Origin of the sequence: Streptomyces sp. NPDC001194 (genome assembly GCF_042896985.1) — a bacterium.
Classification (GTDB): domain Bacteria; phylum Actinomycetota; class Actinomycetes; order Streptomycetales; family Streptomycetaceae; genus Streptomyces.
This window is the reverse complement of the sequence record NZ_JBIAXU010000020.1, coordinates 1-25,164: the sequence shown is the minus strand read 5'-3', so window position 1 is coordinate 25,164 and position 25,164 is coordinate 1. Positions and strand designations below refer to the sequence as shown.

25 protein-coding genes are annotated in these 25,164 nt (G+C 73.2%); 15 read left to right on the top strand and 10 right to left on the bottom strand.

The window, feature by feature from the left end:
- Nucleotides 1-11: 11 nt before the first annotated feature.
- Together ACFY1T_RS29720 and ACFY1T_RS29715 are read right to left on the bottom strand one after the other, a co-directional pair.
- Nucleotides 12-563, bottom strand: coding sequence for a GNAT family N-acetyltransferase (locus ACFY1T_RS29720; RefSeq protein ID WP_390790882.1), 552 nt, complete (start codon nt 561-563; stop codon nt 12-14).
- A gap of 95 nt (nt 564-658) precedes the next feature.
- Nucleotides 659-1,933 carry an MFS transporter gene (locus ACFY1T_RS29715; protein ID WP_390790881.1) on the bottom strand — a complete coding sequence of 425 codons (1,275 nt, stop codon included), beginning with the start codon at nt 1,931-1,933 and terminating at the stop codon, nt 659-661.
- Between the two features lie 137 nt (nt 1,934-2,070).
- Between ACFY1T_RS29715 and ACFY1T_RS29710 the strand changes: the two genes are divergently transcribed.
- The 6 genes from ACFY1T_RS29710 to ACFY1T_RS29685 are packed head-to-tail and all read left to right on the top strand — an operon-like array spanning nt 2,071 to nt 7,775.
- On the top strand, nt 2,071-3,093 hold the full coding sequence (locus tag ACFY1T_RS29710; RefSeq protein ID WP_390790880.1) for an ABC transporter substrate-binding protein: 1,023 nt from the start codon (nt 2,071-2,073) through the stop codon (nt 3,091-3,093).
- A complete protein-coding gene (locus tag ACFY1T_RS29705; protein WP_390790879.1) occupies nt 3,083-4,129 on the top strand; it encodes a FecCD family ABC transporter permease in 1,047 nt (348 codons plus the stop codon). Before ACFY1T_RS29710 ends, ACFY1T_RS29705 begins: the two co-directional genes overlap by 11 nt.
- Nucleotides 4,126-4,938, top strand: a complete 813-nt coding sequence (locus ACFY1T_RS29700) for an ABC transporter ATP-binding protein (protein ID WP_390790878.1) — start codon at nt 4,126-4,128, stop codon at nt 4,936-4,938. The genes ACFY1T_RS29705 and ACFY1T_RS29700 overlap by 4 nt, the downstream gene beginning before the upstream one ends.
- Complete coding sequence (locus tag ACFY1T_RS29695; RefSeq protein WP_390790877.1) at nt 4,935-5,786, top strand: Rossmann-like domain-containing protein; 852 nt, start codon at nt 4,935-4,937, stop codon at nt 5,784-5,786. Before ACFY1T_RS29700 ends, ACFY1T_RS29695 begins: the two co-directional genes overlap by 4 nt.
- Complete coding sequence (locus tag ACFY1T_RS29690; RefSeq protein ID WP_390790876.1) at nt 5,786-6,790, top strand: GHMP kinase; 1,005 nt, start codon at nt 5,786-5,788, stop codon at nt 6,788-6,790. Before ACFY1T_RS29695 ends, ACFY1T_RS29690 begins: the two co-directional genes overlap by 1 nt.
- Complete coding sequence (locus ACFY1T_RS29685) at nt 6,711-7,775, top strand: pyridoxal-phosphate dependent enzyme (RefSeq protein ID WP_390790875.1); 1,065 nt, start codon at nt 6,711-6,713, stop codon at nt 7,773-7,775. Before ACFY1T_RS29690 ends, ACFY1T_RS29685 begins: the two co-directional genes overlap by 80 nt.
- Nucleotides 7,776-7,913: 138 nt before the next feature.
- Here the strand turns inward: ACFY1T_RS29685 and katG are convergent, their stop codons facing one another.
- Nucleotides 7,914-10,103: a catalase/peroxidase HPI gene (katG, locus tag ACFY1T_RS29680; RefSeq protein WP_390790874.1), complete on the bottom strand. Its 2,190-nt coding sequence runs from the start codon at nt 10,101-10,103 to the stop codon at nt 7,914-7,916.
- A 293-nt stretch (nt 10,104-10,396) separates the two neighbouring features.
- On the opposite strand from katG, the gene ACFY1T_RS29675 reads away from it, so the two are divergent.
- On the top strand, nt 10,397-10,672 hold the full coding sequence (locus ACFY1T_RS29675; protein WP_030863784.1) for an isoamylase early set domain-containing protein: 276 nt from the start codon (nt 10,397-10,399) through the stop codon (nt 10,670-10,672).
- A gap of 57 nt (nt 10,673-10,729) precedes the next feature.
- Here the strand turns inward: ACFY1T_RS29675 and ACFY1T_RS29670 are convergent, their stop codons facing one another.
- Nucleotides 10,730-11,716, bottom strand: a complete 987-nt coding sequence (locus ACFY1T_RS29670) for a cation diffusion facilitator family transporter (RefSeq protein ID WP_390790873.1) — start codon at nt 11,714-11,716, stop codon at nt 10,730-10,732.
- A 170-nt stretch (nt 11,717-11,886) separates the two neighbouring features.
- Between ACFY1T_RS29670 and ACFY1T_RS29665 the strand changes: the two genes are divergently transcribed.
- The 3 genes from ACFY1T_RS29665 to ACFY1T_RS29655 all read left to right on the top strand — a co-directional run bounded on the left by ACFY1T_RS29665 (nt 11,887) and on the right by ACFY1T_RS29655 (nt 14,207).
- Nucleotides 11,887-12,093 (top strand): hypothetical protein, encoded by a 207-nt coding sequence (locus tag ACFY1T_RS29665; RefSeq protein WP_390790872.1) that lies wholly within the window; start codon nt 11,887-11,889, stop codon nt 12,091-12,093.
- A gap of 183 nt (nt 12,094-12,276) precedes the next feature.
- Complete coding sequence (locus ACFY1T_RS29660) at nt 12,277-12,993, top strand: tRNA-dependent cyclodipeptide synthase (protein WP_390790871.1); 717 nt, start codon at nt 12,277-12,279, stop codon at nt 12,991-12,993.
- Nucleotides 12,990-14,207 (top strand): cytochrome P450, encoded by a 1,218-nt coding sequence (locus ACFY1T_RS29655; protein ID WP_390790870.1) that lies wholly within the window; start codon nt 12,990-12,992, stop codon nt 14,205-14,207. Before ACFY1T_RS29660 ends, ACFY1T_RS29655 begins: the two co-directional genes overlap by 4 nt.
- Nucleotides 14,208-14,309: 102 nt before the next feature.
- Here the strand turns inward: ACFY1T_RS29655 and ACFY1T_RS29650 are convergent, their stop codons facing one another.
- From ACFY1T_RS29650 to ACFY1T_RS29635, 4 genes are all read right to left on the bottom strand, one after another.
- Nucleotides 14,310-16,871 carry an ABC transporter permease gene (locus ACFY1T_RS29650; protein WP_390790869.1) on the bottom strand — a complete coding sequence of 854 codons (2,562 nt, stop codon included), beginning with the start codon at nt 16,869-16,871 and terminating at the stop codon, nt 14,310-14,312.
- Between the two features lie 55 nt (nt 16,872-16,926).
- Complete coding sequence (locus tag ACFY1T_RS29645; RefSeq protein WP_390790868.1) at nt 16,927-17,709, bottom strand: ABC transporter ATP-binding protein; 783 nt, start codon at nt 17,707-17,709, stop codon at nt 16,927-16,929.
- Between the two features lie 129 nt (nt 17,710-17,838).
- Nucleotides 17,839-19,107, bottom strand: coding sequence for a sensor histidine kinase (locus tag ACFY1T_RS29640; protein ID WP_390790867.1), 1,269 nt, complete (start codon nt 19,105-19,107; stop codon nt 17,839-17,841).
- 4 nt (nt 19,108-19,111) lie between these two features.
- Nucleotides 19,112-19,837 carry a response regulator transcription factor gene (locus ACFY1T_RS29635; protein ID WP_390790978.1) on the bottom strand — a complete coding sequence of 242 codons (726 nt, stop codon included), beginning with the start codon at nt 19,835-19,837 and terminating at the stop codon, nt 19,112-19,114.
- A gap of 444 nt (nt 19,838-20,281) precedes the next feature.
- On the opposite strand from ACFY1T_RS29635, the gene ACFY1T_RS29630 reads away from it, so the two are divergent.
- The 5 genes from ACFY1T_RS29630 to ACFY1T_RS29610 all read left to right on the top strand — a co-directional run bounded on the left by ACFY1T_RS29630 (nt 20,282) and on the right by ACFY1T_RS29610 (nt 23,620).
- On the top strand, nt 20,282-20,692 hold the full coding sequence (locus tag ACFY1T_RS29630; RefSeq protein ID WP_390790866.1) for a VOC family protein: 411 nt from the start codon (nt 20,282-20,284) through the stop codon (nt 20,690-20,692).
- Between the two features lie 37 nt (nt 20,693-20,729).
- Nucleotides 20,730-21,062: an AraC family transcriptional regulator gene (locus tag ACFY1T_RS29625; RefSeq protein ID WP_390790865.1), complete on the top strand. Its 333-nt coding sequence runs from the start codon at nt 20,730-20,732 to the stop codon at nt 21,060-21,062.
- Between the two features lie 5 nt (nt 21,063-21,067).
- Nucleotides 21,068-21,691, top strand: a complete 624-nt coding sequence (locus tag ACFY1T_RS29620) for a glyoxalase (protein ID WP_390790864.1) — start codon at nt 21,068-21,070, stop codon at nt 21,689-21,691.
- 46 nt (nt 21,692-21,737) lie between these two features.
- The gene (locus ACFY1T_RS29615; protein WP_390790863.1) at nt 21,738-22,304 is read left to right on the top strand and encodes a DinB family protein; all 567 of its coding nucleotides are present in this window, start codon (nt 21,738-21,740) and stop codon (nt 22,302-22,304) included.
- Between the two features lie 74 nt (nt 22,305-22,378).
- Nucleotides 22,379-23,620, top strand: a complete 1,242-nt coding sequence (locus tag ACFY1T_RS29610) for an ROK family transcriptional regulator (RefSeq protein ID WP_390790862.1) — start codon at nt 22,379-22,381, stop codon at nt 23,618-23,620.
- Between the two features lie 9 nt (nt 23,621-23,629).
- On the opposite strand, the gene ACFY1T_RS29605 is transcribed toward ACFY1T_RS29610, so the two are convergent.
- Nucleotides 23,630-24,412, bottom strand: coding sequence for a CAP domain-containing protein (locus ACFY1T_RS29605; protein ID WP_390790861.1), 783 nt, complete (start codon nt 24,410-24,412; stop codon nt 23,630-23,632).
- Between the two features lie 440 nt (nt 24,413-24,852).
- A partial coding sequence (locus tag ACFY1T_RS29600; RefSeq protein ID WP_390790860.1) for a putative Ig domain-containing protein occupies nt 24,853-25,164 on the bottom strand: 312 nt, incomplete at its 5' end.

Below are 25,164 nucleotides of genomic sequence, written 5' to 3'. Positions count from 1 at the left end.
GCTCCTGTTGCTCAGAGGGGCAGGTACATGAGGACCTCGTCGCGGTCGTCGCCGGGTGCGACCCGCAGGCCGCCGGGCCAGCGCCCGATCTCCCGCCAGCCCAGACGGCCGTAGAACTCCTCGAGCCCCAGCCCGGCCCGGACGGCGATGTGCAGCTGCTCCAGTCCCATCTCCTGCCGGGCGAGATCGCCGACCCGGTGCATCAGCGCCGTCCCGATGCCGCGGCCCCTGAAGTCGGGGTGGGTCATGACGTGGTTGACGGCGCCGCAGTGCGCGACGAGGGGGTGCGGGTCACGGCGCAGGACCAGCCAACCGGCCAGCCGCCCGCCGGCCGTGGCGATCAGCATCCGGGCGCGGCGCGGATCGAGCGCGCCGACGAGCCGGCCGAGGGCCGGGTCCGCCTGGTCGTTGCGCACCGGCGGCATGGGGAGCCCGCGGGGGATGACGGCGCCCCCGGCGTTGATGACCCGTACCCAGCAGTCGACGAGCTGGTCCCGCAGCTCGGCGGAAAGCTCCCGCGGGCGGGTGATCTGCGCGAAATCGAGTGTGTGCGGCGCGGTCATGGAGCGCAGCTTGCCAGACGCGGCGCCCGCGCGTGCCCCGGCCGGGCGAGAGCCGGCCGGGGGCGGGGTGCGCCGTGGCCCGGGGCCGTCCGCGCTCAGTCCGCCGGCGCCGGGCTCGGGCGGCCGAGGTGGCGCGCGGTGGGCACCAGCGCCGCCGCTGCCGGTACGAGGAAGCAGGCGGCGGCGCAGGCGCCGAGTACGGCCGTGACCCCGAAGGCGTCGATCGCGGGGGCGATCAGCGCGAGCCCGACGGGCGCCAGGCCGTACGACACCAGGAAGTCCAGCGAGGAGACGCGGGCCAGCTTGTCCGGGGCCACCTCGCGCTGGGTGGCGGTGAACCACGGCACGTTGAACAGCTCGATGCCGATTCCGGCAACGGCGTACGCCGCGACGACCACCACCGGGTGGACCGGCAGCATCAGGCTCAGCGGGGCGAGCCCGTACGCCGCCAGCCCGGCGAAGGCGGCCCGGCCGGGGGAGCGCGGCCGCCACCGGGCGATGACGAGGGCCCCGCCGAGGGCGCCCACGGTGTACGCGGTCACGGCCGCGGCCAGCACCCACTCGGTGCCGTACCGGTCCCGGCTGATCAGCGGCAGCGCGACGCTGGTGGCGGAGTAGCCGAGGGTGATGACGGCGGCGAGGGCGGCGAGTCCGGCGAGGAACCACGGGTGACGGCGCGCCTCGCGCATGCCCTCCAGGAATTCCCTGCGGAAGCCCGCGCGGGGGCGGGGGGCGGGCGGCGCGGCGAGGTCCTCGCCGGCGGCGGCGGTGCCCCGGCCGGGTACCAGCGCGGCGACCAGCCAGAGCGCGCCGATGCCGAGCAGCAGCGCCCCGACGTCGAGGAAGGCCGCGAGCAGGGCGGTCAGGGCGGGTCCGGCGAGTGTGGATCCGCGGACCGCCATCGTCATGGCGGCGTTGGCCTGCTGACGGCGCGCCGGCTCGACGGTCTCGGCGGTGAGGGCCTGGAACGCCGGGCGGCAGGCGCCCTGTCCGGCCCCGGCGAGGGCCGCGGCGGCCGTCATCAGCACGAGTGAGCGGCCGAGGCCCGCGGCGAGCAGGGGCGCGGCGGCGGCCGCCGCGAGGGCGGACCAGAGCACGACGGCTCGGCGGGAGTGCCGGTCGGCCAGTACACCGCCGACGGCGACGGCGGCGAGGAAGCCGGCGGTGCGGGCGGCGAGCACCAGGCCGAGGCCGGCGGCGCCGAGTTCGCGGTGGAGCACGGCGAGACCGAGGACGAAGGGCAGGGCCCAGGTCGCGAGTCCGGAGGCCGTGGTGCCCGCCCACAGGCGCAGGAAGGCGGGGTCGCGCAGGACCGGACGCGGAGGCGGGGCAGCGGACTTGGCCGCGGCCGGCGTGGGTGTGGTCGCCACGTGCGGGGGCTCCTTCGGGGGTGGGGGAGCGGCTCGGTGAGCCACCCCCGGCTCTCGTTAATGAAAATGAATACCATTACAGTACTCTTCGAACGCGGCACGTCCGTGTCCGCCTCCCCTTCCCGACAGGAGAACCCATGCGCCACCCCGCCCGCCTCGGGGCAGCCCTGACCCTCGCCCTCGCCACCGCGGGCTGCTCCACCGCGGCCGGCGCCGGCTCCGCGGCGGACGGCAAGCCCGCGCCCGGCGCGGTCTCCGTCACCAGCTGCGGCCGTCAGGTGACCTTCGCCGAGCCGCCGCGGCGGACCGTCGCCCTGGACCAGGCCTCGACCGAGACCCTGCTCGCGCTCGGTCTCCAGGACCGCATGGCGGGCACCGCCAACCTCAAGACGAAGATCCCCGCGCAGTACGCGGCCGCGTACGCCACGATCCCGGTCATCGCCCCGAAGATCGCGACGGGCGAGCAACTCCGTTCCGCCACACCCGACTTCGTCGTCGCCGGTTCCGCGGACCTCTACACCGCGGACCGCGCCGGCACCCGCGAGGAACTGGCCGCCCTCGAAGTCCCCACCTTCGTCAGCGCCGTGGACTGCCCTCGGCAGAACGCTCCCGGCACCACCCCGTTCGACCTGCTCTTCTCCGACTACGAGAACCTCGGCAAGCTCTTCGGCGCAGGGGAGCGGGCCGGCAAGCTCGCCGCCGAACAGCGCGCGGCGGTCGCCAAGGCGCGGGAGAGCGCCGCCCAGGCCCCCCGGGGCGCGCAGCGGCCGAGCGTCGTCTACCTCTACTCCGTCTTCAACGGCATGCCGTACGTGGCCGGCAGGAGCGGCCTGCCCAGCGAGATGAGCCGGATCGTCGGCGCGAGGAACGCCTTCGACGACGTCGACGAGGACTGGCCGGAGGTCACCTGGGAGGAAGTCGCAAAGCGCGAGCCGGACTTCATCGTGATCGGCGACCTCTCGGAGCGCGGACGGCCCGGCGACAGCGCCGCCGAGAAGCGCTCCGAGATGGCCCGGCACCCGGTGGTCTCGAAGCTGGCCGCGGTCCGCGAGGACAGGATCCTGGAGGTGCCCGGCATGGAACTGGACCCGTCCGTGCGCTCCGTGCACGCCCTGGAACTGCTGGCGAACGGCATGAAGGACCTCGGGCATGTCCGCTGACCCGGCCACCACCGCGAGGGGCCCCGCCGGGACGGCCCACGCGGTCCTCCTGCTCCTCGCCGCCGGCGCGCTGGCCGTCTCGGTGGCGGGCGCCGTGCGCATCGGCACCGCGGACGTCGGCTGGACCGGACTCGGCCGCGTCCTCGGCGGCCGTCTCGGCCTGGACGTCAGCCCGCCGGCCCCGCTCGTCGACTCGCTCGTCTGGGACCTGAGGCTGCCGCGCGTGCTCATGGCCGCCCTCGTCGGAGCCTCGCTCGCCGTCTGCGGCACGGTGCTCCAGGCCGTCACCCGCAACGCCCTCGCCGACCCCTACCTGCTCGGCGTCTCCTCAGGGGCCTCCGCGGGAGCCGTCACCGTCCTCGTCCTCGGGATCGGCGCGAGCACGCTCGGCGTCACCGGAGGCGCGCTCGCCGGCGCGCTGCTCTCCTTCGGACTGCTCCTGCTGCTCCTGCGGCGCACCGGACTGGATTCGGTCCGCATCGTCCTCACCGGAGTGGTGGTCGGCCAGCTCTTCACCGCGCTGACCTCGCTGATCCTGATGGCCTCCGCCGACGCGGACACCACGCGGGCCGTCACCCACTGGCTGCTCGGCTCGATGGCTCCGGCCCGCTGGGACACCGTCGCGGTCTGCGCGATCGTCACCCCGCTGGGGCTGCTGGTGGCCTGGCTGTGCTCGAACGCCCTCGACGGACTCGCCTTCGGCGCGGACACCGCCGCGTCCCTCGGGATCGGCGTGCGGCCCACGCGGATGCTGCTGCTCGTGGTCACCGCCGCCCTGACCGCCGTCGCGGTGGCCACCGTCGGCGCCATCGGATTCGTCGGGCTGATCGTCCCGCACGGGGTGCGGTTCCTCGTCGGGCCGCTGCACCGGCTGCTCCTGCCGTACGCGGCGCTCGCGGGCGCGGTGTTCCTGGTGTGGACGGACGCGCTCGCGCGGATCGCCTTCGCGCCCCGCGAGGTTCCCGTCGGTGTGGTCACCGCCCTGCTCGGCGTACCGCTCTTCCTCCTCGTGCTGCGCAAGCGGGGCGAGCTGTGAGGATCAGCGCCGAGAACGTGAGCTGGTCGGTGGCCGGCACGCAGGTGGTACGGGAGGTCGGCGCGGACATCGCCTCCGGCGAGACCGTCGCGCTGCTCGGCCCCAACGGCTCGGGCAAGTCCTCGCTGCTGCGCTGCCTGGCCGGGCTGCGGACGCCCGACGCGGGTACGGTCCGCTACGACGGCGAGTCCGTACGGGGCTGGAGCGCCCGGCGGACCGCCCGCCACGTCGCCTTCGTGGCACAGGACCCGGGCGCCGACAGCGACCTGCGGGTCGCCGACGTCGTCGGCCTGGGACGGACCCCCTTCCGGGACCGCTGGCGCGGACCGGACGCCGCCGACCGGGCCGTGGTCGCCGACGCGCTGGACCGCGTCGGACTCACCGCGCTCGCGGGCCGGCCCTGGAAGGCCCTGTCGGGCGGGGAGCGCCAGCGCGCCCACATCGCCCGCGCGCTGGCCCAGCAGCCGTACGCGCTCCTGCTCGACGAGCCCACCAACCACCTCGACGTCAAACACCGGTTGGAACTGATGGAGCTGCTGGCCGGGAGCGGGCAGACGGTCCTGGTCGCGCTGCACGACCTGTCGCTCGCCGCCCGGTACTGCGACCGGCTGCTGCTCCTGCACCACGGCCGCCTGATCGCCTCCGGCGCCCCCGCGGCCGTTCTCACCGCCGAGCGGCTCGCCGAGGTCTTCGAAGTCGACGCCGCACTCACGACCGATCCGCTCGGCCACCCCGCGGTCACCTACCGGGGACCGCGCGGCACCCGGCCCCCCGTACCCCGATCCACCCTCCGAAAAGGAACCCCGTGAACCGCACCGCCCCCCTCCCCGCCTTCGCGCCGCCGTCCGTCGACGGGCTCGTCGAGGCAGTCCTGGCCGGCGAACACGGCCCGCTCCCCTCCGAACTCGTCGCCACCAGCGTGTTCTGGATCCACCACGGCACCCGGCTGGCCGGCGGCGACACCACCTACCTCAACCAGTACGTCCTGGTCCGCCTCGGCGGCTCCTTCGGAGGCTGCGCCTTCGAGGCCGGCGAGATCGACCCGGCGGTCTGCCGCGACTCCTGCGGCGTTCCGCTCGACGCCCTGCTGCGCGAGGCCCCCCGCCCGCTGAGGATCGCCGCCCTCGACGCGTACCTGTCCCAGACCCGCCCGCACCGGGCGGCCGCGACGGCGGGCGAAGCCGAACCCGTCATCCTCCCCGCCGGTACCCCCGAGATGCGCGCGAGGGCCCGCGACGCGGCCATCGCCGGGCTGCTCGACATCGAGGCGGGGGCCCGCGTGGCTCTCATCGGCGTCGTCAACCCGCTCGTCGAGGCGATCCGCGAGCGCGGCGGCGAACCGCTGCCCTGCGACTTCAACCTCGAGACCACCCAGTGGGGCGACCCCGTCACCGACGACATGGACGAGGTGCTGGAGCGCGCCGAGGCCGTCGTCGCCACCGGAATGACCCTGAGCAACGGCTCCTTCGACACCGCCTTGGAGCGCTGCCGCTCCCGCGGCATCCCGCTGATCGTCTACGCGCAGACCGGAAGCGCCGTCGCCCGCGCCTTCCTCGGCTCCGGCGTGACCGCCCTCTGCGCGGAGCCGTTCCCGTTCTCCCAGTTCAGTGCCGAGGAGACGGTCCTGTACCGCTACCGGACGGTGAACGGCGCGTGATGCCCACCGGCACCGGACACGCCCCCTGCCACCACGGCGAGATCCTCCAGGGGGTGTTCCTCGACACCGACGGCCGCCGGTGCGCCGGCCTGGTCACCCTCCCCATGGCCGGCCCGGGCAGCCGCGCCGAGTTCGTCCGCAGACCCGGTACGGCGCCCGGAGCACTCACCGCCGTGCCCGCCGACCGCACGAAAGCGGTACGGGCCGCGGCCCTCGCGGTGGCGGAATGCGCGCGGCGGGCCGGACAGCCGCCCTGCGGCGGCGAGTTGAGGCTCACCGGGGACATCCCCGTGGGCCTCGGCATGGGCAGCTCGACCAGTGACGTGATCGCCACCGTCCGCGCGGTCGCGCACTCGTACGGAATGCGGCCGGACCCCGAGACGGTCGCCCGGCTGGCCGTACGGGCGGAACAGGCCTGCGACCCCCTGATGCTGGACGGCCGGCCGGTGCTGTTCGCCCAGCGCGAGGGCCGGGTACTGGAAACCCTCGGCCCGGCCCTGCCGCCGCTCGTCGTGGTGGGCTGCGCCCTCGGCGGGGGCGCGCCCGTGGACACCCTCTCCCTGCCCGTACGGGAACCCGACGAGGACGACGTACGGGCCTGGGAGCGGCTGCGCACGCTGCTGCGCCGGGCGGTGGCCACCGCGGACGCCCGGCTCCTCGGCGAGGTGGCCACCGCCAGTGCCCGGCGCGGCCAACAAGTCCTCCGTCATCCGGAGTTCGAGGCGCTGACCGCGATCCACCGTCGGGTCGGGGCGGTCGGCGTGCAGATCGCGCACAGCGGCGCGGTGGCGGGCGTGCTCTTCGACCCGTCCGCGCCGGGCCTGCGCCACCGCGTACGCGGCTGCCTGCGCGCCCTCGACGCCCACGGCATCCCCGCCACCCGGACCTTCACCACCTTCCCCGCCAACGGCAAGGAGTTCCCGCATGGACCAGCACATCGCCGAGGCGATCGGCCGTCCGGACCTGATACGGCTCGACGACCGGCTCGTCTGCCTGCGCTTTGAGACCATGAAGGTGGTCTCCGCCCTCGCCGCGGTACGCCGTCTGCTCGACACCGGGGCGGTGCGCCGCGGGGACACCCTGCTGGACAGCTCCAGCGGCATCTACGCGTACGCCCTCGCCCTGGCCTGCCACCGGTACGGCATGCGCTGCCACATCGTCGGCTCGACGACGGTGGACGGCACCCTGCGCACCCAGCTCGCCGTGCTCGGGGCGACCCTGGAGCAGATGGAGCCGTGCAGCGACCTGGGGCTCGACCAGGAGCGGCGGGTGGAGCGGATCCACGAGATCCTCGCCGAGCACCCCGAGTACCACTGGATGCGGCAGTACCACGACGACGTCCACTACCTCGGCTACCGCGTGATCGCCGACCGGATACGTGAGGCGACCGGAGGCGGGACCGCAGACGCGGCCGGACTCACCCTCGTGGGAGGGGTCGGCTCGGGGGCCTCCACCGGAGCCCTCGCCCGCTACCTGCGCGGGGCGGCCGCCGGCCCGGCCGACGGCGCACCGGCCGATGTCGAACTGGTCGGCGTCCAGCCGTACGGCAGCCTCACCTTCGGCGCCCAGCACGTCCGCGACCCCGAGATCATCATCGCCGGGATCGGCAGCTCCATCCCGTTCGGGAACGTCTCGCACGAGCTGTACGACATCCTGCACTGGATCTCGTTCGACGCCGCGCTGGCGGGCAGCGTCGATCTGCTGCGCCGGCACGCGGTCTTCGCGGGGCTCTCCACCGGCGCCGGCTACCTCGCCGCCCGCCACGAGCGCGAGCGCGCCCCAGAGCGCACGGTCCTGTTCATCGCCGCCGACACCGGGCACCGGTACGCCGACACCGTCCACGCCCGGCACCGGGAGGCGGCGCCGATCGAGCACCTCGCGCCGCGGGAGGTCCGCGACCAGGGAGAACTGGCCCTCCCGTGGTCCCGGATGCGGTGGAACCGCGCCCCTGCCGCACCTGCGGTCCGGGGGGTCGGCCGGCCGGGGTGAGTTCCCCGGCGCGCACCCGCGAGCCACCCCGGCGACCGGAGCGCGGCGGCACGAGAAGGGCCCGGTCGGCCGGGGGTGGCCGACCGGGCCCTCTGACTCGGACTCGGACTCAGGTACCGACTCTAAAGGGGCCGGGGATCAGCCGAGGTCGAACCGGTCGGAGTTCATCACCTTGTCCCACGCGGACACGAAGTCGCGCACGAACTTCCCGCCCGCGTCCTGGGAGGCGTAGACCTCCGAGAGCGCCCGCAGCTGCGAGTGCGAACCGAACACGAGGTCGACGGCGGTGGCCGTCCACTTGACCTCGCCCGAGGCGCGATCGCGGCCCTCGAACACGTTCTCGGCCGCGGCCGAGGCCTTCCACTCCGTACCCATGTCGAGCAGGTTGACGAAGAAGTCGGTGGTCAGCGACTCCGGCCGGTCGGTGAGGACGCCGTGCCGGGACCGCCCGAAGTTGGTGTTCAGGGCGCGCATGCCGCCGACCAGGACCGTCATCTCGGGAGCGGTGAGGTTCAACAGGTTGGCGCGGTCCAGCAGGAGGGTCTCCGGCGCGAGCTTCTCGCCCTGCCGGAGGTAGTTGCGGAACCCGTCCGCCCTGGGCTCGAGCACGGCGAACGAGTCGACGTCGGTCTGCTCCTGCGAGGCGTCCGTACGCCCCGGGGTGAAGGGGACCGTGACCTCGTGCCCGGCGTTCCTGGCGGCCTGCTCGACGGCCGCGCACCCGCCCAGGACGATCAGGTCGGCGAGCGAGACCTTCGTGCCGCCCGTCGCCGACGCGTTGAAGTCCTGCCGGATCTGTTCCAGGGTCCCCACCACCTCGCCCACCTCGGGCAGGGCATTGCTCTCCCAGTCCCGTTGCGGCGCGAGCCGGATCCGGGCCCCGTTGGCCCCGCCGCGCTTGTCGGTGCCGCGGAAGCTCGCCGCGGCCGCCCAGGCGGTGGTGACCAGCTGGGGGATGGACCGTCCCGAGGCGAGGATCTTCCCCTTGAGGGCGGCGACGTCCGCGTCCGACACCAGCGGGTGATCGACGGCGGGCACGGGGTCCTGCCACAGCTGCGGCTCGGCGACCCACGGGCCGAGGTAGCGCGGCAGCGGACCCATGTCGCGGTGCAGCAGCTTGTACCAGGCCTTGGAGAAGGCCAGCGCGAGCTGGTCCGGGTTCTCGTGGAAGCGCTTGGCGATCGGCGCGTAGACCGGATCGACCTTCAGCGCGAGGTCCGTCGTGAGCATCATCGGGGCGTGCCGCTTCGACGGGTCGTGGGCGTCGGGCACCGTGCCCTGGGCCGCCGGGTCCACGGGCGTCCACTGGTTGGCGCCGGCGGGGCTGGTCGTCAGCTGCCAGTCGTATCCGAACAGGTTGTCCAGGTAGCCGTTGTCCCACTTCGTCGGCGCGGTGGTCCACGCGCCTTCGAGCCCGCTCGTGAGCGCGTCGACGCCGACGCCGGTGCCGGACGCGTTCTTCCAGCCGATGCCCTGCTGCTCGATGGGGGCCGCTTCGGGTTCGGGCCCGATGTAGGCGGGGTCCACGGCGCCGTGGCACTTTCCGAACGTGTGACCGCCGACGATGAGCGCCAGCGTCTCCTCGTCGTCCATCGCCATGCGCGCGAACGTCTCGCGAATGTCGCGGGCGGCGGCCACCGGATCGGGGTTTCCGTTGGGCCCCTCCGGATTGACGTAGATCAGCCCCATCTGCACGGCGCCCAGCGGACCGGAGAGTTCCCTGTCGCCGCTGTAGCGCTCGTCGCCCAGCCAGGTGTCCTCGGCCCCCCAGAAGATCTCCTCCGGCTCCCAGGTGTCCTTGCGCCCGAATCCGAATCCGAACGTCGGCAGACCCATGGATTCGATGGCGCAGTTCCCGGCGAAAATCAGAAGGTCGGCCCAGGAGATCTTCTGCCCGTACTTCTGCTTGACCGGCCAGAGCAGACGGCGCGCCTTGTCCAGGCTGGCGTTGTCCGGCCAGCTGTTGAGGGGGGCGAAGCGCTGGGAGCCGGCCCCGCCGCCGCCCCGGCCGTCGGCGATGCGGTACGTACCGGCGGCGTGCCAGCTCATCCGGATGAACAGCGGCCCGTAGTGGCCGTAGTCGGCGGGCCACCACTCCTGGGACGAGGTCATCACCTCGAAGACGTCCCGTTTCAGCGCGTCGACGTCGAGGGTCGCGAACTCCTTCGCGTAGTCGAACTCCTCGCCCATCGGATCGGACAGGGGCGAGTGCTGGTGGAGGACTTGCAGGTCCAGCTGATTCGGCCACCAGTCCTGATTCGTCCTGGGCCGAGTCGGCGCCGGGGTCGGGGAGGGAATTGCTGGGTTCTCGCTTTCGCTGCCGGACACGTCCGCCCTTCTTCCTGTCTCGGTGTCTTCTGCTGCTCTGTTCTTCTTCTGCTTCTGCCGCTGACTTCTCACTGCTGACTGCCGGGCGTCCGTATGGTCGCGCACCGCGGACCGCACGGCCGCGAGAACACGCAGAACTCTTCCGGGCGCTCAGGAATTCGGGAAAAGGCGGGTTTTCGGATCAACGCGGTCGACCCGGACGGGTGACGTGTCCCGCGCCCCGGCGGGTCGCCGGTCGGGGACGGGCCGGACCGTCAGGATGGCCCCCTCCCGACAGTGAGAAGGAGTTGTCCGTGCTCGAGAGACAGCGCCGAAAGAACGCCACCGAGGTCACCTTCGTGCTGCCCGACGGGGACCCGCCCGGCCCGGTCAGCGTGGTGGGAACGTTCAACGGCTGGCAACCCGGCTCCCACGTGCTCGAATCCCGTCCCGACGGGACGCGCGCGGTGACGGTGGCGCTGCCGGCCAAGGTCACGCACTCCTTCCGCTACCTCGCGGCGGGGGACTACTGGTTCAACGACGAGAGCGCCGACGGCCACGACGGCCCCAACTGCCGCCTCCAGACCTGATCCCGGCAGCCGCCCGCCCCGCCCGCACGGCCGGGGCGGGCGGCGCCGCGGCGGCGGTCATCGGGCGCGGCCCGTCGCACGGCGGGCCGCCGCGGCGTCCGTGACGTCGAGGAACACCTGGTCCAGCTCGGGCCAGCGCTGCTTGAGCTCCTCCCTGATGCGGACCATCGCGTCCTCGACGGTCTCGCTGTCGTACCCGGGCGTCAGGTCGACGCTCGCGGCCAGGAGCGCCGAATCCGGGCTCAGCCGCATCGTCAGCAGGGCGGTGACCGAGTCGATCTCCGGCTGCTCGCACAGCAGCTCCCGCACCCCGCGCTGGACCTCGGGATCGGCGGCCTCGCCGATCAGCTGGGCCCGGGCGCCCTTGCCGAGCGCGTAGGCCACGTAGACGAGCAGGACGCCGATCAGGACGGAGGCGGACGCCTCGTAGGCCATCCGCCCGGTCGCCATGTGGAGGCCCATGCCGGCCATGGCCAGCAGGACGCCCGCGCAGGCCGTGCCGTCCTCGGCGAGGACGGTCCGCAGCGCCGGATCCCGGCCCACCCGGATCTCCTCGCGCATGCCGTGGCCGGCGGCCGCGGCCGCGCCGCGGACCTGGAGGACGGCCCGGGCCAGCGAGGCCCCCTCGGCGAGCAGTGCCACGAAGAGCACGGCGAAGCCGATCAGATACCCCTCGTGGGATTCGGAACCGCCCGCGCGGAACGCCTCCACGCCCTGGAACACCGAGAAGCAGCCTCCGGTGACGAAGATGCCGACGGCGGCCAGCAGCGACCAGAAGTAGCGCTCCTTGCCGTAGCCGAAGGGGTGGCGCCGGTCGGCCGGGCGCCGGCTGCGCTTGACCGAGGCCAGCAGGAAGACCTCGTTCAGGCTGTCGGCCACCGAGTGGGCCGCCTCGGACAGCAGCGCGGGGGAGCCGGCGATGACGCCGCCGACGGCCTTGGCGACGCAGATGACCAGATTGGCCGCGAGGGCCACCCACACGGTGAACCGGGTCTCGGAGTCCTGCTTCCTCTTGCGCTCGGAGTGCGTACGGGTATCGCCCATGGCTTCGGCCCCCTGGTTGCGCGTGGGTCGGGTACGAGCGGTACCGGCTCGTGTTCTCGTACCGCGGCGCCTGCCCGCACGGGGGCGTCCCAACCGGCGCAGGTTTCCCGCTCGAGGGGCGGGGCAGGTGCACTGCGGGGGACGCACACGCGGTCGAGGAGTGACGGGCCATGGAAGACCAAGGCGGCGCCGGAGGCGTACCCCTGCACGGCCACGGGGACGGGCAGCGACGGCGCGCCCCGCACACGGGCAAGGACGAACACCCCGTGCGGGCGGCGGACACCGACGAGGCGAGCCGTCTCGACAGGCCGGGGCAGTCCCCGAAGAAGGGGCCCGGACCGGTGCGCGAGATCCCTCACGGGAAGCCCTCGGAATGACCCCTGGCGGATCCGCCGAGGGGCAAGATCGTATGATCGCACGGCTCGCGCGGCACAATTCCGTAGAGTAACCGGTCGGTAGCTCTGGATCATCAGGGCCGTTCTCTGTAGCGTCATCTCTCGCGTCGCCACACCCAGGGCACACGGCCCTGCGGGACTCGCGGCGCAGGGGAAATACTCACGTTGACGACTGCCATTCAAGGCATCTTCGCCGTCCGTCCCTATACGCCTCACTGCCAGGTCATCCACGACGAGGGAGACCATGCCGTCATAGGCATCTCGTCCGGGAACTCCTATTTCACCCACGACCGCGTGCTCGAACTCGCCCGGTGGGGGCTCGACCACTTCCGCCAGGTCGATCTCATCTGGACCGACATGCACGTCGCCGAGATGTTCGTGGCACTCGGCTACCCGGAGGTCGAGGCGCAGCGCAAGGCGGTGAAGAACCTCCGCGGAGTGCGCGCCAAGGTCACCTCCGCCGTCGCCGCCCTCGACCCCGAGGGGGAGCGGCTGCGCGGCCGCCCCATGTCCGCGCTCCTGGAACTCCCCGCCTACCAGCGCATCCGCTCGGGGCTCGACGTCCTCATGGCCGACGACCCCGAATTCCGCGAGGTGTGCGACCAGCTCGCGGCCCGGTTCCTCGCCGACAAGCTGAACGGCCTGCCGCCGACCGAGCTGCAGCGCGAAGTGTGCATCAAGTACGTGTGCGCCGAAGTGCCGCTGTTCCTCGACACACCGGCCATCCTCGGCGTCAGCTCCTCCCTCAACTGCTACCACCAGGCACTGCCGTTGGCGGAGCTGCTGTACGCGCGGGGCTGGGGACTGCGCGCCTCGCGCAATCAGGGCCATGCCGTCATCACCCCCGCCGAAGAACGCGAAGAACAGGACCGCTCCGCATGACCAGCACCATCGAACCCATCACGGCCGCCCCGGCCGACGAGCTCACCCGGTTCCCGTTCGACGCCAACGGCACGCGACTGCCCGACGAGATCACGCACCTGCTCACCCGCGAGCCGGTCAAGAAGGTCCGCACGATAGCCGGGGCGGAAGCCTGGCTGGTGTCCTCGTACCGCCTGTGCCGGCAGGTGCTCGACGACCCCCGGTTCTCCCTCAAGGACACCTCCGCCGAGGGCGCACCCCGCCAGTACGCGCTGACCATCCCCCCGGAGGTGGTCAACAACATGGGGAACATCACGGGCGCCGGGCTGCGCAAGGCCGTGATGAAGGCCCTCAACCCGAAGGCTCCCGGGCTGGAGGAGTGGCTGGTCGGCCACGCGCACGCCCTCGTCGACCAGCTCGTCGCCACCGGGATTCCGGCCGACCTGCGCCACGACTTCACCGTCCCGTACTCCACCGGACTGCACTGCCACATCCTCGGCATCCCCCAGAGCGACGGGCCCGACCTCTACCGGTCGCTGCACGTCGCGTTCATGAACAGCCCGCGCCCCATCCCCGCGGCGGGCATCAACTGGGACCGCGACATGGACCACATGATCGGCCGGCTCGACGACCCGGCGACGACGGGCCTCATGGCCGAGCTCGCCGCCCTGCGCGAGGACCCCGACTACGCGCACCTGACCGACGAGATGCTCGCCACCGTCGGCGTCACGATGTTCGGCGCGGGCGTCATCAGCGTCATGGGATTCCTCACGATGGCGCTCGTGTCGCTGATCCAGCACCCCGAACTCAAGGCCGAGTTGATCGCCGACCCGACGCTCGTGCCCGCCGCCGTGGACGAGTTGCTGCGCATCAACCTGTCGATCGCGGACGGGCTGCCCCGGATCGCCACCGAGACCATGCAGCTCGGCGACGTCACCGTGCAGAAGGGGGAGTTGGTCCTCGTCCTCGTCGAGGCCGCGAACCACGACCCCGCCGAGTTCGAGGACCCGCACACGGTACGCCTCGACCGGCCGAACCCGAACGCGCACCTGTCCTTCGGCGGCGGGGGCCACTACTGCCCCGCCACCGCCCTGGGCAAGCGGCACGCGCAGATCGCCATCGAGGTGCTCCTCGAGCGGCTGCCCGGCCTCGACCTGGCCGTGCCGATCGAGCAACTCGTCTGGCGCACGGGGTTCATGAAGCGGATCCCCGAGCGGATGCCCGTGCTCTGGTGAGCATGAGCATGAGATGAGCACGGGCATGCGCCCGCGCTGAACGCACGGCGCCGAGGGCCGGGTCTGACCACCCCGGCCCCCGGCGTCACGTGCGTCCGTCCGTCACCGCTCCGCCACGGCCTCCAGCGGGCTCAGCGAGGCGGCGCGGCGGGCCGGCACGGCGGCCGCGAGCACGCCGATCGTCAAGGACACCGGACACACGAGGAGCAGCGTCCCCCAGGGCAGCGCCAGGGAGTACTCCTTCATGGCGCCGTTGGCCAGCGAGCCGACCGCCCAGGCCCCGAACAGCCCGCCCGTCAGGCCCAGCAGCGTGCCGAAGGCGGCCACGGTCACCGACTCCAGGCGGATCATCCGCCGGATCCCGGCACGCTCCATGCCGATGGCACGCAGGACACCGATCTCGCGCGTGCGGTCCGCGACCGACATGGCCAGGGTGTTGACGATGCCGAGCAGCGAGATCACCGTACCGATCGCGAGCAGCCCGTACATCAGGGTCAGCAGGTCGGCCAGGGAGCCGGCCGCCTCGTCCACCAGTGCCTGCCGGTCCTTCACCTGCACCAGCGGGCTGTTGCCCGCGGCCGCGCGCAGCCGGTCCTCGGTGGTCTTCGAGACCGCGGCGCCGTCGGTGCGCACGAGGATCCGCTGGACCGAGCCGGGCAGGAAGCTGTCGCGCTGCACGTCGGCACGGGAGCCCAGCACCTCCCCGGCGGTGGGGTTGTCCTCGTAGACGCCGACGACCGTGTACTGCGTGAACTCCTGGTTGCGGCCGATGCGCGCCTTGACCCGGCCGCCCGCGCTCACGCCCTGCTCCCGGGCGACGGCGGCGGAGAGCGCGACCCGTCCCGGTCCGAGGTCCTTCAGGGAGCCGCTGACGAAGTCGAGCTTCATGACGTCGCCCACGGTGGCCGGGTCGATGCCGGCGATCTTTCGGACGCCGCCGCCGGTGAAGACGGTGGAGTCCGCGACGCCGGCCGCCGTCTTCACCCCGGGGGTGCCCGCCACCCGCTTCTCGGTGCCCGGGTCGATGGCGGTCATGCTGCCCGTGCTGCCGATCACGTAGTCGGCGCCGAGGCCGGCCGCGGCCTGCCGGTCCAGGGCCCGCTCTGTGGAGTTTCCGATGACGGCGAGCCCGGCGACCAGCGCCGTACTGACGATCAGGGCGGAGGCGGTGGCCGCCGTGCGCCGCGGGTCGCGCAGCGCGTTCTCGCGGGCGAGGTGCGCGGTGACCCCGAAGCGGCCGGTCAGCCGTCCCGTCAGCCGGATGACGGGGACGGCGAGCAGCGGCGCCAGCACGATCAACGCGACGACGAGCAGGGCGCAGCCGAACATCGCGTACTGCAGGTTCTCCTCCGACGCGTCCTTCGCCCCCGTCAGCGAGACCAGCAGTCCGCCGCCGCCGAGGAGCAGGAGCAGTCCCGCCGCGCCCCGGACCCGGGAGGCGGTCGCGGTCGGCGGCTGCTCGCCGGTGCGCAGCGCCTCGATGGGCGCGACCCTCGCCGCCTTGCGGGACGGCAGCCAGGCGGCGAGCACCGTGACGCCCACGCCCACGCCGAGCGCCGCCATGACGGGCAGCGGGCCGATCACCAGGGGGCCGTCGGGCAGGGCTTCCTGAGAGGTGCTCAGGAGGCGGGGCAGTGCGGAGGCGATGCCGAGGCCGAGTACGAAACCTGCCGCCGACGAGACCAGGCCGAGCAGGACCGCCTCCCACAGGACGGAGCGGACCACCTGGCGGCGCGAGGCGCCGATCGCCCGCAGCAGCGCGATCTCCCGGGTGCGCCGGGACACGACCATGGTGAAGGTGTTGACGATGAGGAAGGAACCGATGAAGAGCGAGACCCCGGCGAAGAGCATCGGCATCTTCTGGTGGCCGCGGGTCAGCGTGTCGGTGTAGGTGGCCTGCCGGATCGCCTGGGCGGCTCCCGTGACGGCCTCGGCCCGGTCGGCCGGGAGCAGGGCGGTGATCCGCCGGGCGAGCTCGAACTCGTCCGTGCCGGGCTTGGCGGACACGTCGATCGAGGTGTACAGGCCGGGGGAGGCGTACAGCTCCTGGGCGGTCGCCTTGTCGAACACGGCGAGGGTTCCGCCGGCGGTCACCCGCGAGTCCCGGGTCCTGACGATGCCGACGAGCCGCTTCTTCAGGACGGGGCCGTCGGTGGCCAGCGTGACCGTGTCGCCGATCTTGAACCCGCCGGCCGCGGCGGTCCCGCCGTCCACGGCGAGTTCCCCGTCCCCGAGCGGGGCGCGGCCCTCGACCAGCGGATGGCGGCTGTCCGTGCCGTCCTTGCCGGGTACGTAGGCGGCGGCCAGGTTCGACCATGCCCTGCCGGCCCGCAGCGGACGGCCGTCCGCGCCGTTCAGGGTGGCCGAGCCGTCGGCCGCGGGCCGCGCGGCGGCGACGCCGTCCACCTCGGCCAGCTTGCGTACGAGCGCGTCGTCCAGGGCGCCGGGCCTCTCCGCACCGGCCCCGGGCGGGGCGTACTTCGGGGTCACGGTGACCGCGATCCCCGCGAAGTCCTTCGACGCGGCGGCGCGGTAGGCGGCGGCGGAGGACTCGGCGAAGACGAGGGTGCCGCAGACGAACGCGACACCCAGGCAGACCGCGAGGACGGTCATGACCAGACGGGCCTTGTTCGCCAGGACGTTGCGCAGGGCTGTTCTCAGCATGGGCAGCTTTCGGGGACGAGGGCGTACGGGGAGAGCCGGGGGAGCCGGGCCGGGGTCAGCTGGTGCGGGCGCGGGCGTCGAAGGCCTTCATCCGGTCCAGCACCCGTTCCGGGGTGGGGCGGGCCATCTCGTCGACCAGGCGGCCGTCGGAGAGGAAGACCACGCGGTCGGCATAGCCGGCGGCGACCGGGTCGTGCGTCACCATGACCACCGTCCGGCCGAGCTCGCGCACCGAGTCGCGCAGGAAGCCGAGCACCTCGGCGCCCGCGCGGGAGTCGAGGTTGCCGGTGGGCTCGTCGCCGAAGACGATCGCGGGCCGGGAGGCCAGGGCGCGGGCCACGGCCACGCGCTGCTGCTGTCCGCCGGACAGCTGTCCGGGCCGGTGGCCGAGCCGCTGGGAGAGCCCGACCATGGAGACCACGCGCTCCAGCCACTGCCGGTCGGGGCGGCGGCCCGCGATGCTCAGAGGCAGCGTGATGTTCTCCAGCGCGGTCAGCGTCGGCAGCAGGTTGAAGGCCTGGAAGATGAAGCCGATCCGGTCGCGCCGCAGCTCGGTCAGCTGCCGGTCGCCCAGCGTGCTCAGCTCGGTGGTGCCGATGCGCACGGAGCCGGAGCTGACCGTGTCGAGCCCGGCGGCGCAGTGCATCAGGGTCGACTTACCGCAGCCCGAGGGGCCCATGATCGCGGTGAACTCGCCCTCCCGGAAGGCGACGCTGACGCGGTCCAGAGCGACGACACGGGTGTCGCCGCTCCCGTAGACCTTCGACAGTTCGCTGGTGGCGGCCGCGAGGCCGGCCGTCGGGTGCGGTGCGAGGGCGTCAAAGGGTGCGGCGCTCACGGGGACTCCTCTTCGGTGCGGGTGGATGCACTTCGAAGGGTGTCCGGGACGTGTATCGGGGGCGGGGGCCGCCGTGTGTCGGCTGCCGCGTCGCTTCGTATCAGTCGTGTAGCGGGCGGGGCGGGCCCGTCAGGCCGCGGGCAGGCAGAGGGTGGCCACGGCGCCGCCGGCCGGGTCGTTGTCCAGGCGCAGCTCGGCGCCGAGCACCCGGGCCTGTCCCAGGGCGATGGTCAGCCCCAGGCCGTGGCCCGAGCCGCGCTCCGCCGCGCCGGTGTGGAAGCGGCGCGGACCCTCGCGCAGGAGGTCGGCGGGGAAGCCGGGGCCGTGGTCCCGTACGACGACCGTACGGCCCTCGACGGTGACCTCGACCGGGGTGGCGCCGTGCCGGTGGGCGTTGACGACGAGGTTGCCGACGATCCGTTCGAGGCGGCGCGGATCGGTCTCGACGCTCTCGGCAGCCGCCGTGCCCGGGGTGTGCGCCACCGTGACCGACGCGTCGAATCCGGTGCGCGCCACGGCCTCGCGGACGACCTCGCCGAGCGGTACGCGGGCGCGTACCGGGCGCTCGGCGCCCGCGTCCAGCCGGGAGATCTCCAGCAGGTCCTCGACCAGAGCGCGCAGATCGCGTACGCGGCCCCGTACCAGGTCCTCCGTCTCGCCCGCCGGCAGCAGGTCGGTGGCGGCCAGCAGACCGCCGACCGGGGTGCGCAGCTCGTGGGCCACGTCCGCCGTGAACTGCCGCTCGGTCCGAAGCCGCCGGCCGAGGCTGTCGGCCATGAGGTCGACGGTGGCGGCGATGTCGGCCACCTCGTCGCCGCCCTTGGTGGGCCCGGTACGGGCGTCCAGGTCACCGGCGGAGATCCGCCCCGCGGTCTCGGAGACCCGTCGCAGCCGGCGGCCGAGGAGCCCGGCCCCGTAGGCCGCCAGCGGCACGGCCGCGGCGAGGGAGACCAGCGAGGCCACGGCCATGCTCATGTCGAGCCGGCGCAGGTCGTGGAGTTCCGGGCTCATGTTGACGCGGACGGCCAGCACGGGGCTGCCCGGCCCGCCGACCCGCTGGGCGGCCCAGAAGCTCGGGCCGACGTTGTTGTCGACGCGGCCGTCGTAGGCGGTGTGCCGGACGCCGTCGGCCGGGTGGTCCAGTACGCGGGGCAGCTCGGCCGGATCGAGTTCGGCGCCGTCCACCAGCGTCCCGGTGCGCCGGTACGTCTCCATGGCCGCGTACACGCCGTTGAACGCGCGCATCTCGGCGCGACCGCGGATGTCGCTCGCGGTCCACAGGTGTACGAGTACGCCGACGGCCGCCGCGACCAGGCAGGCGGTGGCCGCGGCCAGCGCGGCGATCTTCCAGCGCAGGGAGACGCGGTCCAGACGGGGCAGACGGCGGTACGGGCGCACGGTCTCAGCGCCTGAGCTTGTAGCCGAAGCCGCGGACCGTCTCGATCCGGTCCCGGCCGAGCTTGCGGCGCAGCCGCTGCACGCACAGGTCCACGACCCGGCTGTCGCCGTCCCAGCCGTACTCCCAGACGTTGCGCAGCAGGGTGTGCCGTTCCAGCACGACGCCCGGGTGTGCGGCGAACTCCAGCAGGAGCTTCAGCTCGGTCGGGGTCAGTGCCACCGCGGTTCCGGAGACGAAGACCTCCAGGCCGCCGGTGTCGAGGGTCAGGTCCCCGAAGACCAGCAGGTCGCCCTGGGAAGGGGCGGTCTGCTCCTCGCCGGCGGCGCGCCCGGCGCCCGGGGCCGGGGGCGCGTACGTCGCCCGGCGCAGCAGCGAGCGGATGCGGGCCACGAGCACGTAGGTGTCCACGGGCTTGACGACGTAGTCGTCCGCACCGGCTTCCAGACCGGCCACGATGTCGAGCCCGTCGCCGCGGGCGGACATCATCAGGATCGGCACCAGGCTGGTCTCCCGGACCCTGCGGCACAGGCCGATGCCGTCCAGGCCGGGCAGCATCACGTCCAGGATCAGCAGGTCGAAGCCGTCGTCGCCGTCGCCGCCGTCGAGGACGCCGGTGCCCTCGCCGTCCCGGCCGCCGTCGCGGAAGAGCTCCAGCCCGGCGAGGCCGTCGGCCGCGGCCCGCACCCGGTAGCCGTAGCGTTCGAGGGCGACGGTGAAGGACCGGCGCATCAGCTCGTCGTCCTCCACCAGCAGCACGCGCACGGGGCGCGCGCAGGCCTGGGCGGGGGTGGACGAGGACACGGGGAGGACTCCTGTGGGGGCGGACGGGCGGGGCGGCGGGCGACCCGAAAAGGAACGATACGGCAGGTGACGGGCGCGGCCACGGCTTCGGCGACCCGGTCTCCCGCTTCGATGGACGACCAAGCGCTCCCTGATACACGGCGGATACAAACCCCGTTCCGGAGGCACTCTGGTTGCCGCTCCGGGGCCGTGCGGTTTGACTGAAAGGCATGGACGAATCACGCCGGGCCTGGAGCATGATCTTGGGCGTCGTCTGCGTCATCCTGGCCGATCTCGCGGCGATCATCCTCATGAACACCGTCGGAAAGTGACCGGCGCGCGGATCAGGAACGGAGAAGCGCCGGGCGCGGCGCCGGAACTACCGTGTGGGTCATGGACATCACCATTCACACGAGCTCCCTGCCGCACGACGACCCGGAGGCCGCCCTGGCCTTCTACCGCGACATCCTCGGGTTCGAAGTCCGCAGCGACGTGGGCCAGGGCAAGATGCGCTGGATCACCGTCGGCCCCGCCGGCCAGCCCGGCACGTCCATCCTGCTGGCGCCGCCGGCCGCCGACCCCGGCATCACCGAAGCCGAGCGCCGCACCATCGTCGAGATGATGGCCAAGGGCACCTACGGCTGGATCCTGCTGGCCACCCGGGACCTCGACGCCACCTTCGAGAAGGTCCGGGCGGGCGACGCCGAAGTGGTGCAGGAGCCGACCGAGCAGCCGTACGGCATCCGCGACTGCGCCTTCCGCGACCCCGCGGGCAACCTGATCCGGATCCAGGAACTGCGCTGAGCCGCGACACCGAGCAGGGACGGAGGGGGTTTCCGGCATGTGCAATCCCGCGTGGGGGCGCGCGCTCACCGAGGCGCAGCGCCTGAAGGACTTCGCCCGGCTGCGCCGCGTCCGCGACCGGATCGACCGGGAGTACGCGCGGCCGCTGGACGTCGAGGCGCTCGCCCGCGGCGCGGGCATGGCGGCCGGGCAGCTCGGCCGGGAGTTCCGGCTCGCGTACGGGAAGTCGCCGTACGACTATCTGATGGCGCGGCGCATCGAGCGCGCCGCCTTCGGCGCCCGCCCCACCGGGCCGGCCGGCGTACCGCCGGCCGCCCGCGGACCGGTCAGGAATCGAGAAGCGGCGGCCGCCCTCCCGGACCTAGCGTGAAGGGCATGAACTCCATCGCATCCGTCACCCTCGAGGTGGCCGACACCACGGCCGCCGACCGCTTCTACACCGCCTTCGGCCTCGGCGACCAGGTGGGCCTGCGCGCCTCGCAGACACCGACGACCGGCTTCCGCGGGTTCGCGCTCGCGCTCACCGTGTCCAGGCCGTCCGTGGTGGACGGCTTCCTCGGCGCCGCCCTCGACGCAGGTGCCACGCCGCTGAAGCCCGCCGCGAAGTCCTTCTGGGGCTACGGAGGCGTCGTCCGGGCACCGGACGGGACCATCTGGAAGGTCGCCACCTCCGAGAAGAAGGACAGGGGCCCGGCCCTGCTGCGGTTCGACGAGATGGTGCTCCTGCTCGGATCCGCGGACGTGCTCGCGAGCAAGCGGTTCTACCTCGACCGCGGCCTCACGGTCGCCAAGGGCTTCGGCAGCAAGTACGTGCAGTTCGAGGCCCCGGCGGGCGGCGTCAAGCTGGCGCTGTACGGGCGCCGCGCCCTCGCCAAGGAGGTCGGCGTCCCCGTCGACGGGACGGGATCGCACCGGCTGGTGCTCGGCGGCGACGGCGAGGCCTTCGCCGACCCGGACGGGTTCGCGTGGGAGGCTCCGTCGCGGACGGCCGCGCCCTGACCGGTCTCCAGAATTCGGTGGCGGCCCCGGGCCTTCGCGGACGACCATGCGACGCATGAGTGATCAATCCGCGCGATGGACCCGGGCGACCGTCTACCCCGACATGTGGGCCGACCCGGACGACGACCCCCGCAACAACGAGAACAGCCCCGACGGCGAACTCGCGACCCTGCAGGACTTCCTCGCCAACTACCGCATCACCCTGCGCATGAAGTGCGAGGACCTGGACCCGGAGCAGCTCGCCCGCCGGTCGGTTCCTCCCTCGACGATGTCCCTGCTGGGCCTGGTGCGCCACCTCGCCGAGGTGGAACGGGACTGGCGCAACTGGATCACCGACGGCGAACCGCTGCCGAAGCTGTACGGCGCGAAGGACGCGGACTTCCACGGAGCCGTCGCCGATCAGGCGGTGGTCGATGCCGCCCGAGCCGATCTGGAGCGCGAGCAGGCCGCGACCGACGCGGCGCTGGCCGCCCACCCGGACCTGGGCACGCGCGTGGGGAAGGACGGGATCGCGATCCGCGAGCTGATGGTGCACCGGATCGAGGAGTACGCCCGGCACTGCGGCCAGGCCGACCTGCTGCGCGAGTGCGTCGACGGAAGAGTGGGCCAGTAGCGGCCCACGGTCCGGCCGGGCAGGCGCCGGTATCATGGCAGGGAAGATCTTCTGACAGCCGACCAGGGGTACGTGTGACGAACCGAGCGCCCGGCGTACCCCGGGTCCTGCGCACCTTGAACGACCGCGCCGCCCTGGAGCTCCTGCTGGAGCAGGGGCCGCTGTCCCGGGCCCAGATCGCCCGGCTGTCCGGGCTGTCCAAGCCGACGTCCTCCCAGATGCTGGCCCGCCTGGAGGAGTCCGGCCTGGTCGTGGCCGGCGGCACCTCCGCCGGGCACCCCGGACCGGGCGCCCTGCTGTACACCCTCAACCCGGCGGCCGCGTACGTGGCCGGGCTCGACGTGACCCCCGGCCTGATCCGCACGGCGGTCGCGGACCTCACCGGGCGGACGATCGGCACCTACGAGCTCACCGACCCCGAGGCGTGCGGCGGCGAGGTCGACCAGGTGATCGCGGCCGTCGAGGGCGCCGCGCGGGCGGCCGGGCTCACCTCCGACGCCATCCACCGGGTCGTCGTCGGAGCCCCGCTCGCCTTCGACCACCGCGAGGGCCGCCTCCGCTACCCCAGCCACCTGCCGGGCTGGCAGTCGCCGACCCTGCTGCGGGAACTGGCGGCCGGACTGCCCATGCCCGTCGACTGCGAGAACGACGTCAACCTCGTCGCCATCGCCGAGGGGCGCACCGGAGCGGCCCGCGGGTACGAGGACTTCTTCCTGCTGTGGAACGAGGAGGGCATCGGCGCCGCCATGATGTTCGGCGGCCGCCTCTACCGCGGGCGTACGGGCGGGGCGGGCGAGGTCGGCTTCATGCCCGTCCCCGGCACCCCGCTGGTGCGCAACCCCGAAGTGGCGGAGACCGGCGGGTACCAGGACCTGGCGGGATTCCAGGTGGTGCCCGAGATGGCGCGCAGGCTGGGCATCGGCAGCGGCGCGGACGGTGCGGAGACCGCCGCCGGCCCGGGACGGCGCGGGGCCGCCGACCCGGCGCTCGGGCAGGCCATGGCCATCCTCAGGCGGGCCGCGGCCGAGGCCGAAGGCCCGTACCGCAAGGTGCTGGAGGAGTTCGCGACGGCCGTCGCCACCGGACTGTCCTCGATCGCCGGCGTGCTCGACCCCGAGCTCGTGGTCCTCTCCGGCGGAGTGTTCCTCGCGGGCGGCGAGCCGCTGCGCGCCCTGGTCGAGGCCGAGCTCGCCGAACTGTCCGCCTGCCAGCCGCCCCTGGTCCTCGCCGACATCCGCGAACACCCCGTCCTGCGCGGGGCGCTGGAGTGCGCCCTGGCCACGACGCGGGACGAGGTGTTCGACACCTCCCGCTAGCGGGAGCCGTCAGCGGGCCGTGCCGAAGTCCTGCGTCCAGTAGGAGTTCGGCTGCGCGAGCCCGACGCCGATCTCCTTGAAGGCACAGTTGAGGATGTTCTCGCGGTGCCCGGGGCTGTTCATCCAGCCGGTCATGACCTGCTCGGGCGTGCTGTAGCCGTACGCGACGTTCTCGCCGTACGTCGTCCAGGCGAAGCCGCTCCGGGTGATGCGCTCGCCCGGGTCCGATCCGTCGGAGCCGGTGTGCGACATGTTGGAGTGCGAGGCCATGTCCTGGCTGTGGTTCAGCGCGGCCGCGGTCAGCTTCGGATTGACGGTGAGCGCCGAGCAGCCGACCTTGGCGCGCTCCTGGTTCACGAGGGCCACCACCTCGGCGGCCGGGCCGGAGGCCCCGCCCGTCGGGGTGGCCGGCTGCTCCGCGGTGGCCGGAGCGGAGGGCTTCGCCGGGGCCGGGCGCGCGGGCTTCGCCGCGGGGGGCTGCCGCGTCGGCTCGGTGGCCGGCTGTTCGGTCTCCGGGGCCCCGGTGGTCTGCGCGGCCGGGGTGACCGGGGTGGCCGTCGCGGTCTCGAAGGGGACCGGGGCCTGCGTCGGCTCCGCCACGGTCACGATCGACTCGGTGGGGGAGGGGGCGGTGTGGGAAGGGCGCATGCCGTGCCTGCCGCCGGCCTTCGCCCCGCCCGCCTCATTGGTGTGCAGGCACGCCATGGCGGCCGTGGGGATGCCCACGAGGCCGAGGGTGACGGCGGCGATGGTTATTTTCTTGTAGTGCGTCTTCTTGCGGTGCTTGTGCATGCGTGACCTCACGTGGTTTCTGCGATGCGTCCTGCGCCTGAGCTGCTGGAGCGCGGGGGCCGGGCCGCCATTCTTAGAAGCCCCGGAACGGGCTGGCAAGTCCCGCCGCCGGGCCGCGGGACAGCGCCGGGCGCCGGGCTTGAAAAGGGCGGACAGTCGTGCTGACCGGGTGGCCGGCCGGCCTCGTGAGATCGGGATCCTCCATCAGACACGGCTGTGACATGGCCAGTTGCCGCCGATGGTGGCGTCGCTGGGGACACCCATGTCGGGCGAAGGGTGGAATGCCGATTCGAGTGGGACAAATATCGACATGTCGGGGAGATGAGAACGGACGTAATGCTTCCGTGATCAGTTCACCGGTGGTGATGCATGTCACTGTTTCGCGTGGAACCAAGCGCGGCTTCGGGGGCGGGTGGTGTGCGCCCGCCCCCGGTTGCCGGTCAGAACCAGTTGACGGTGAGGGGGAAGGTGGCGGTGGCGGTGGCTGGGGTGGAGTCGGTGGCGGTTGCGGTGATCTGGAGGGTTCCGGTGGTCCAGGGTTTGCCGGTGATGCGGCCGGTGTTGGTGTCGATGGTGAGGCCGAAGGGGAGTCCGGTGGCGGAGTAGCGGAGGGTGGGTTTGGCTCCGGTGGCGGTGAGCTGGATGGTGCAGGTCTGGTTGAACTTGCAGGTCTGGGGGCCGGGGTTGGTCAGCTTCAGGTCACCGGGGCCGGGGGTCGGGGTGGGTGTGGGGGTCGGCGTCGGAGTGGGGGT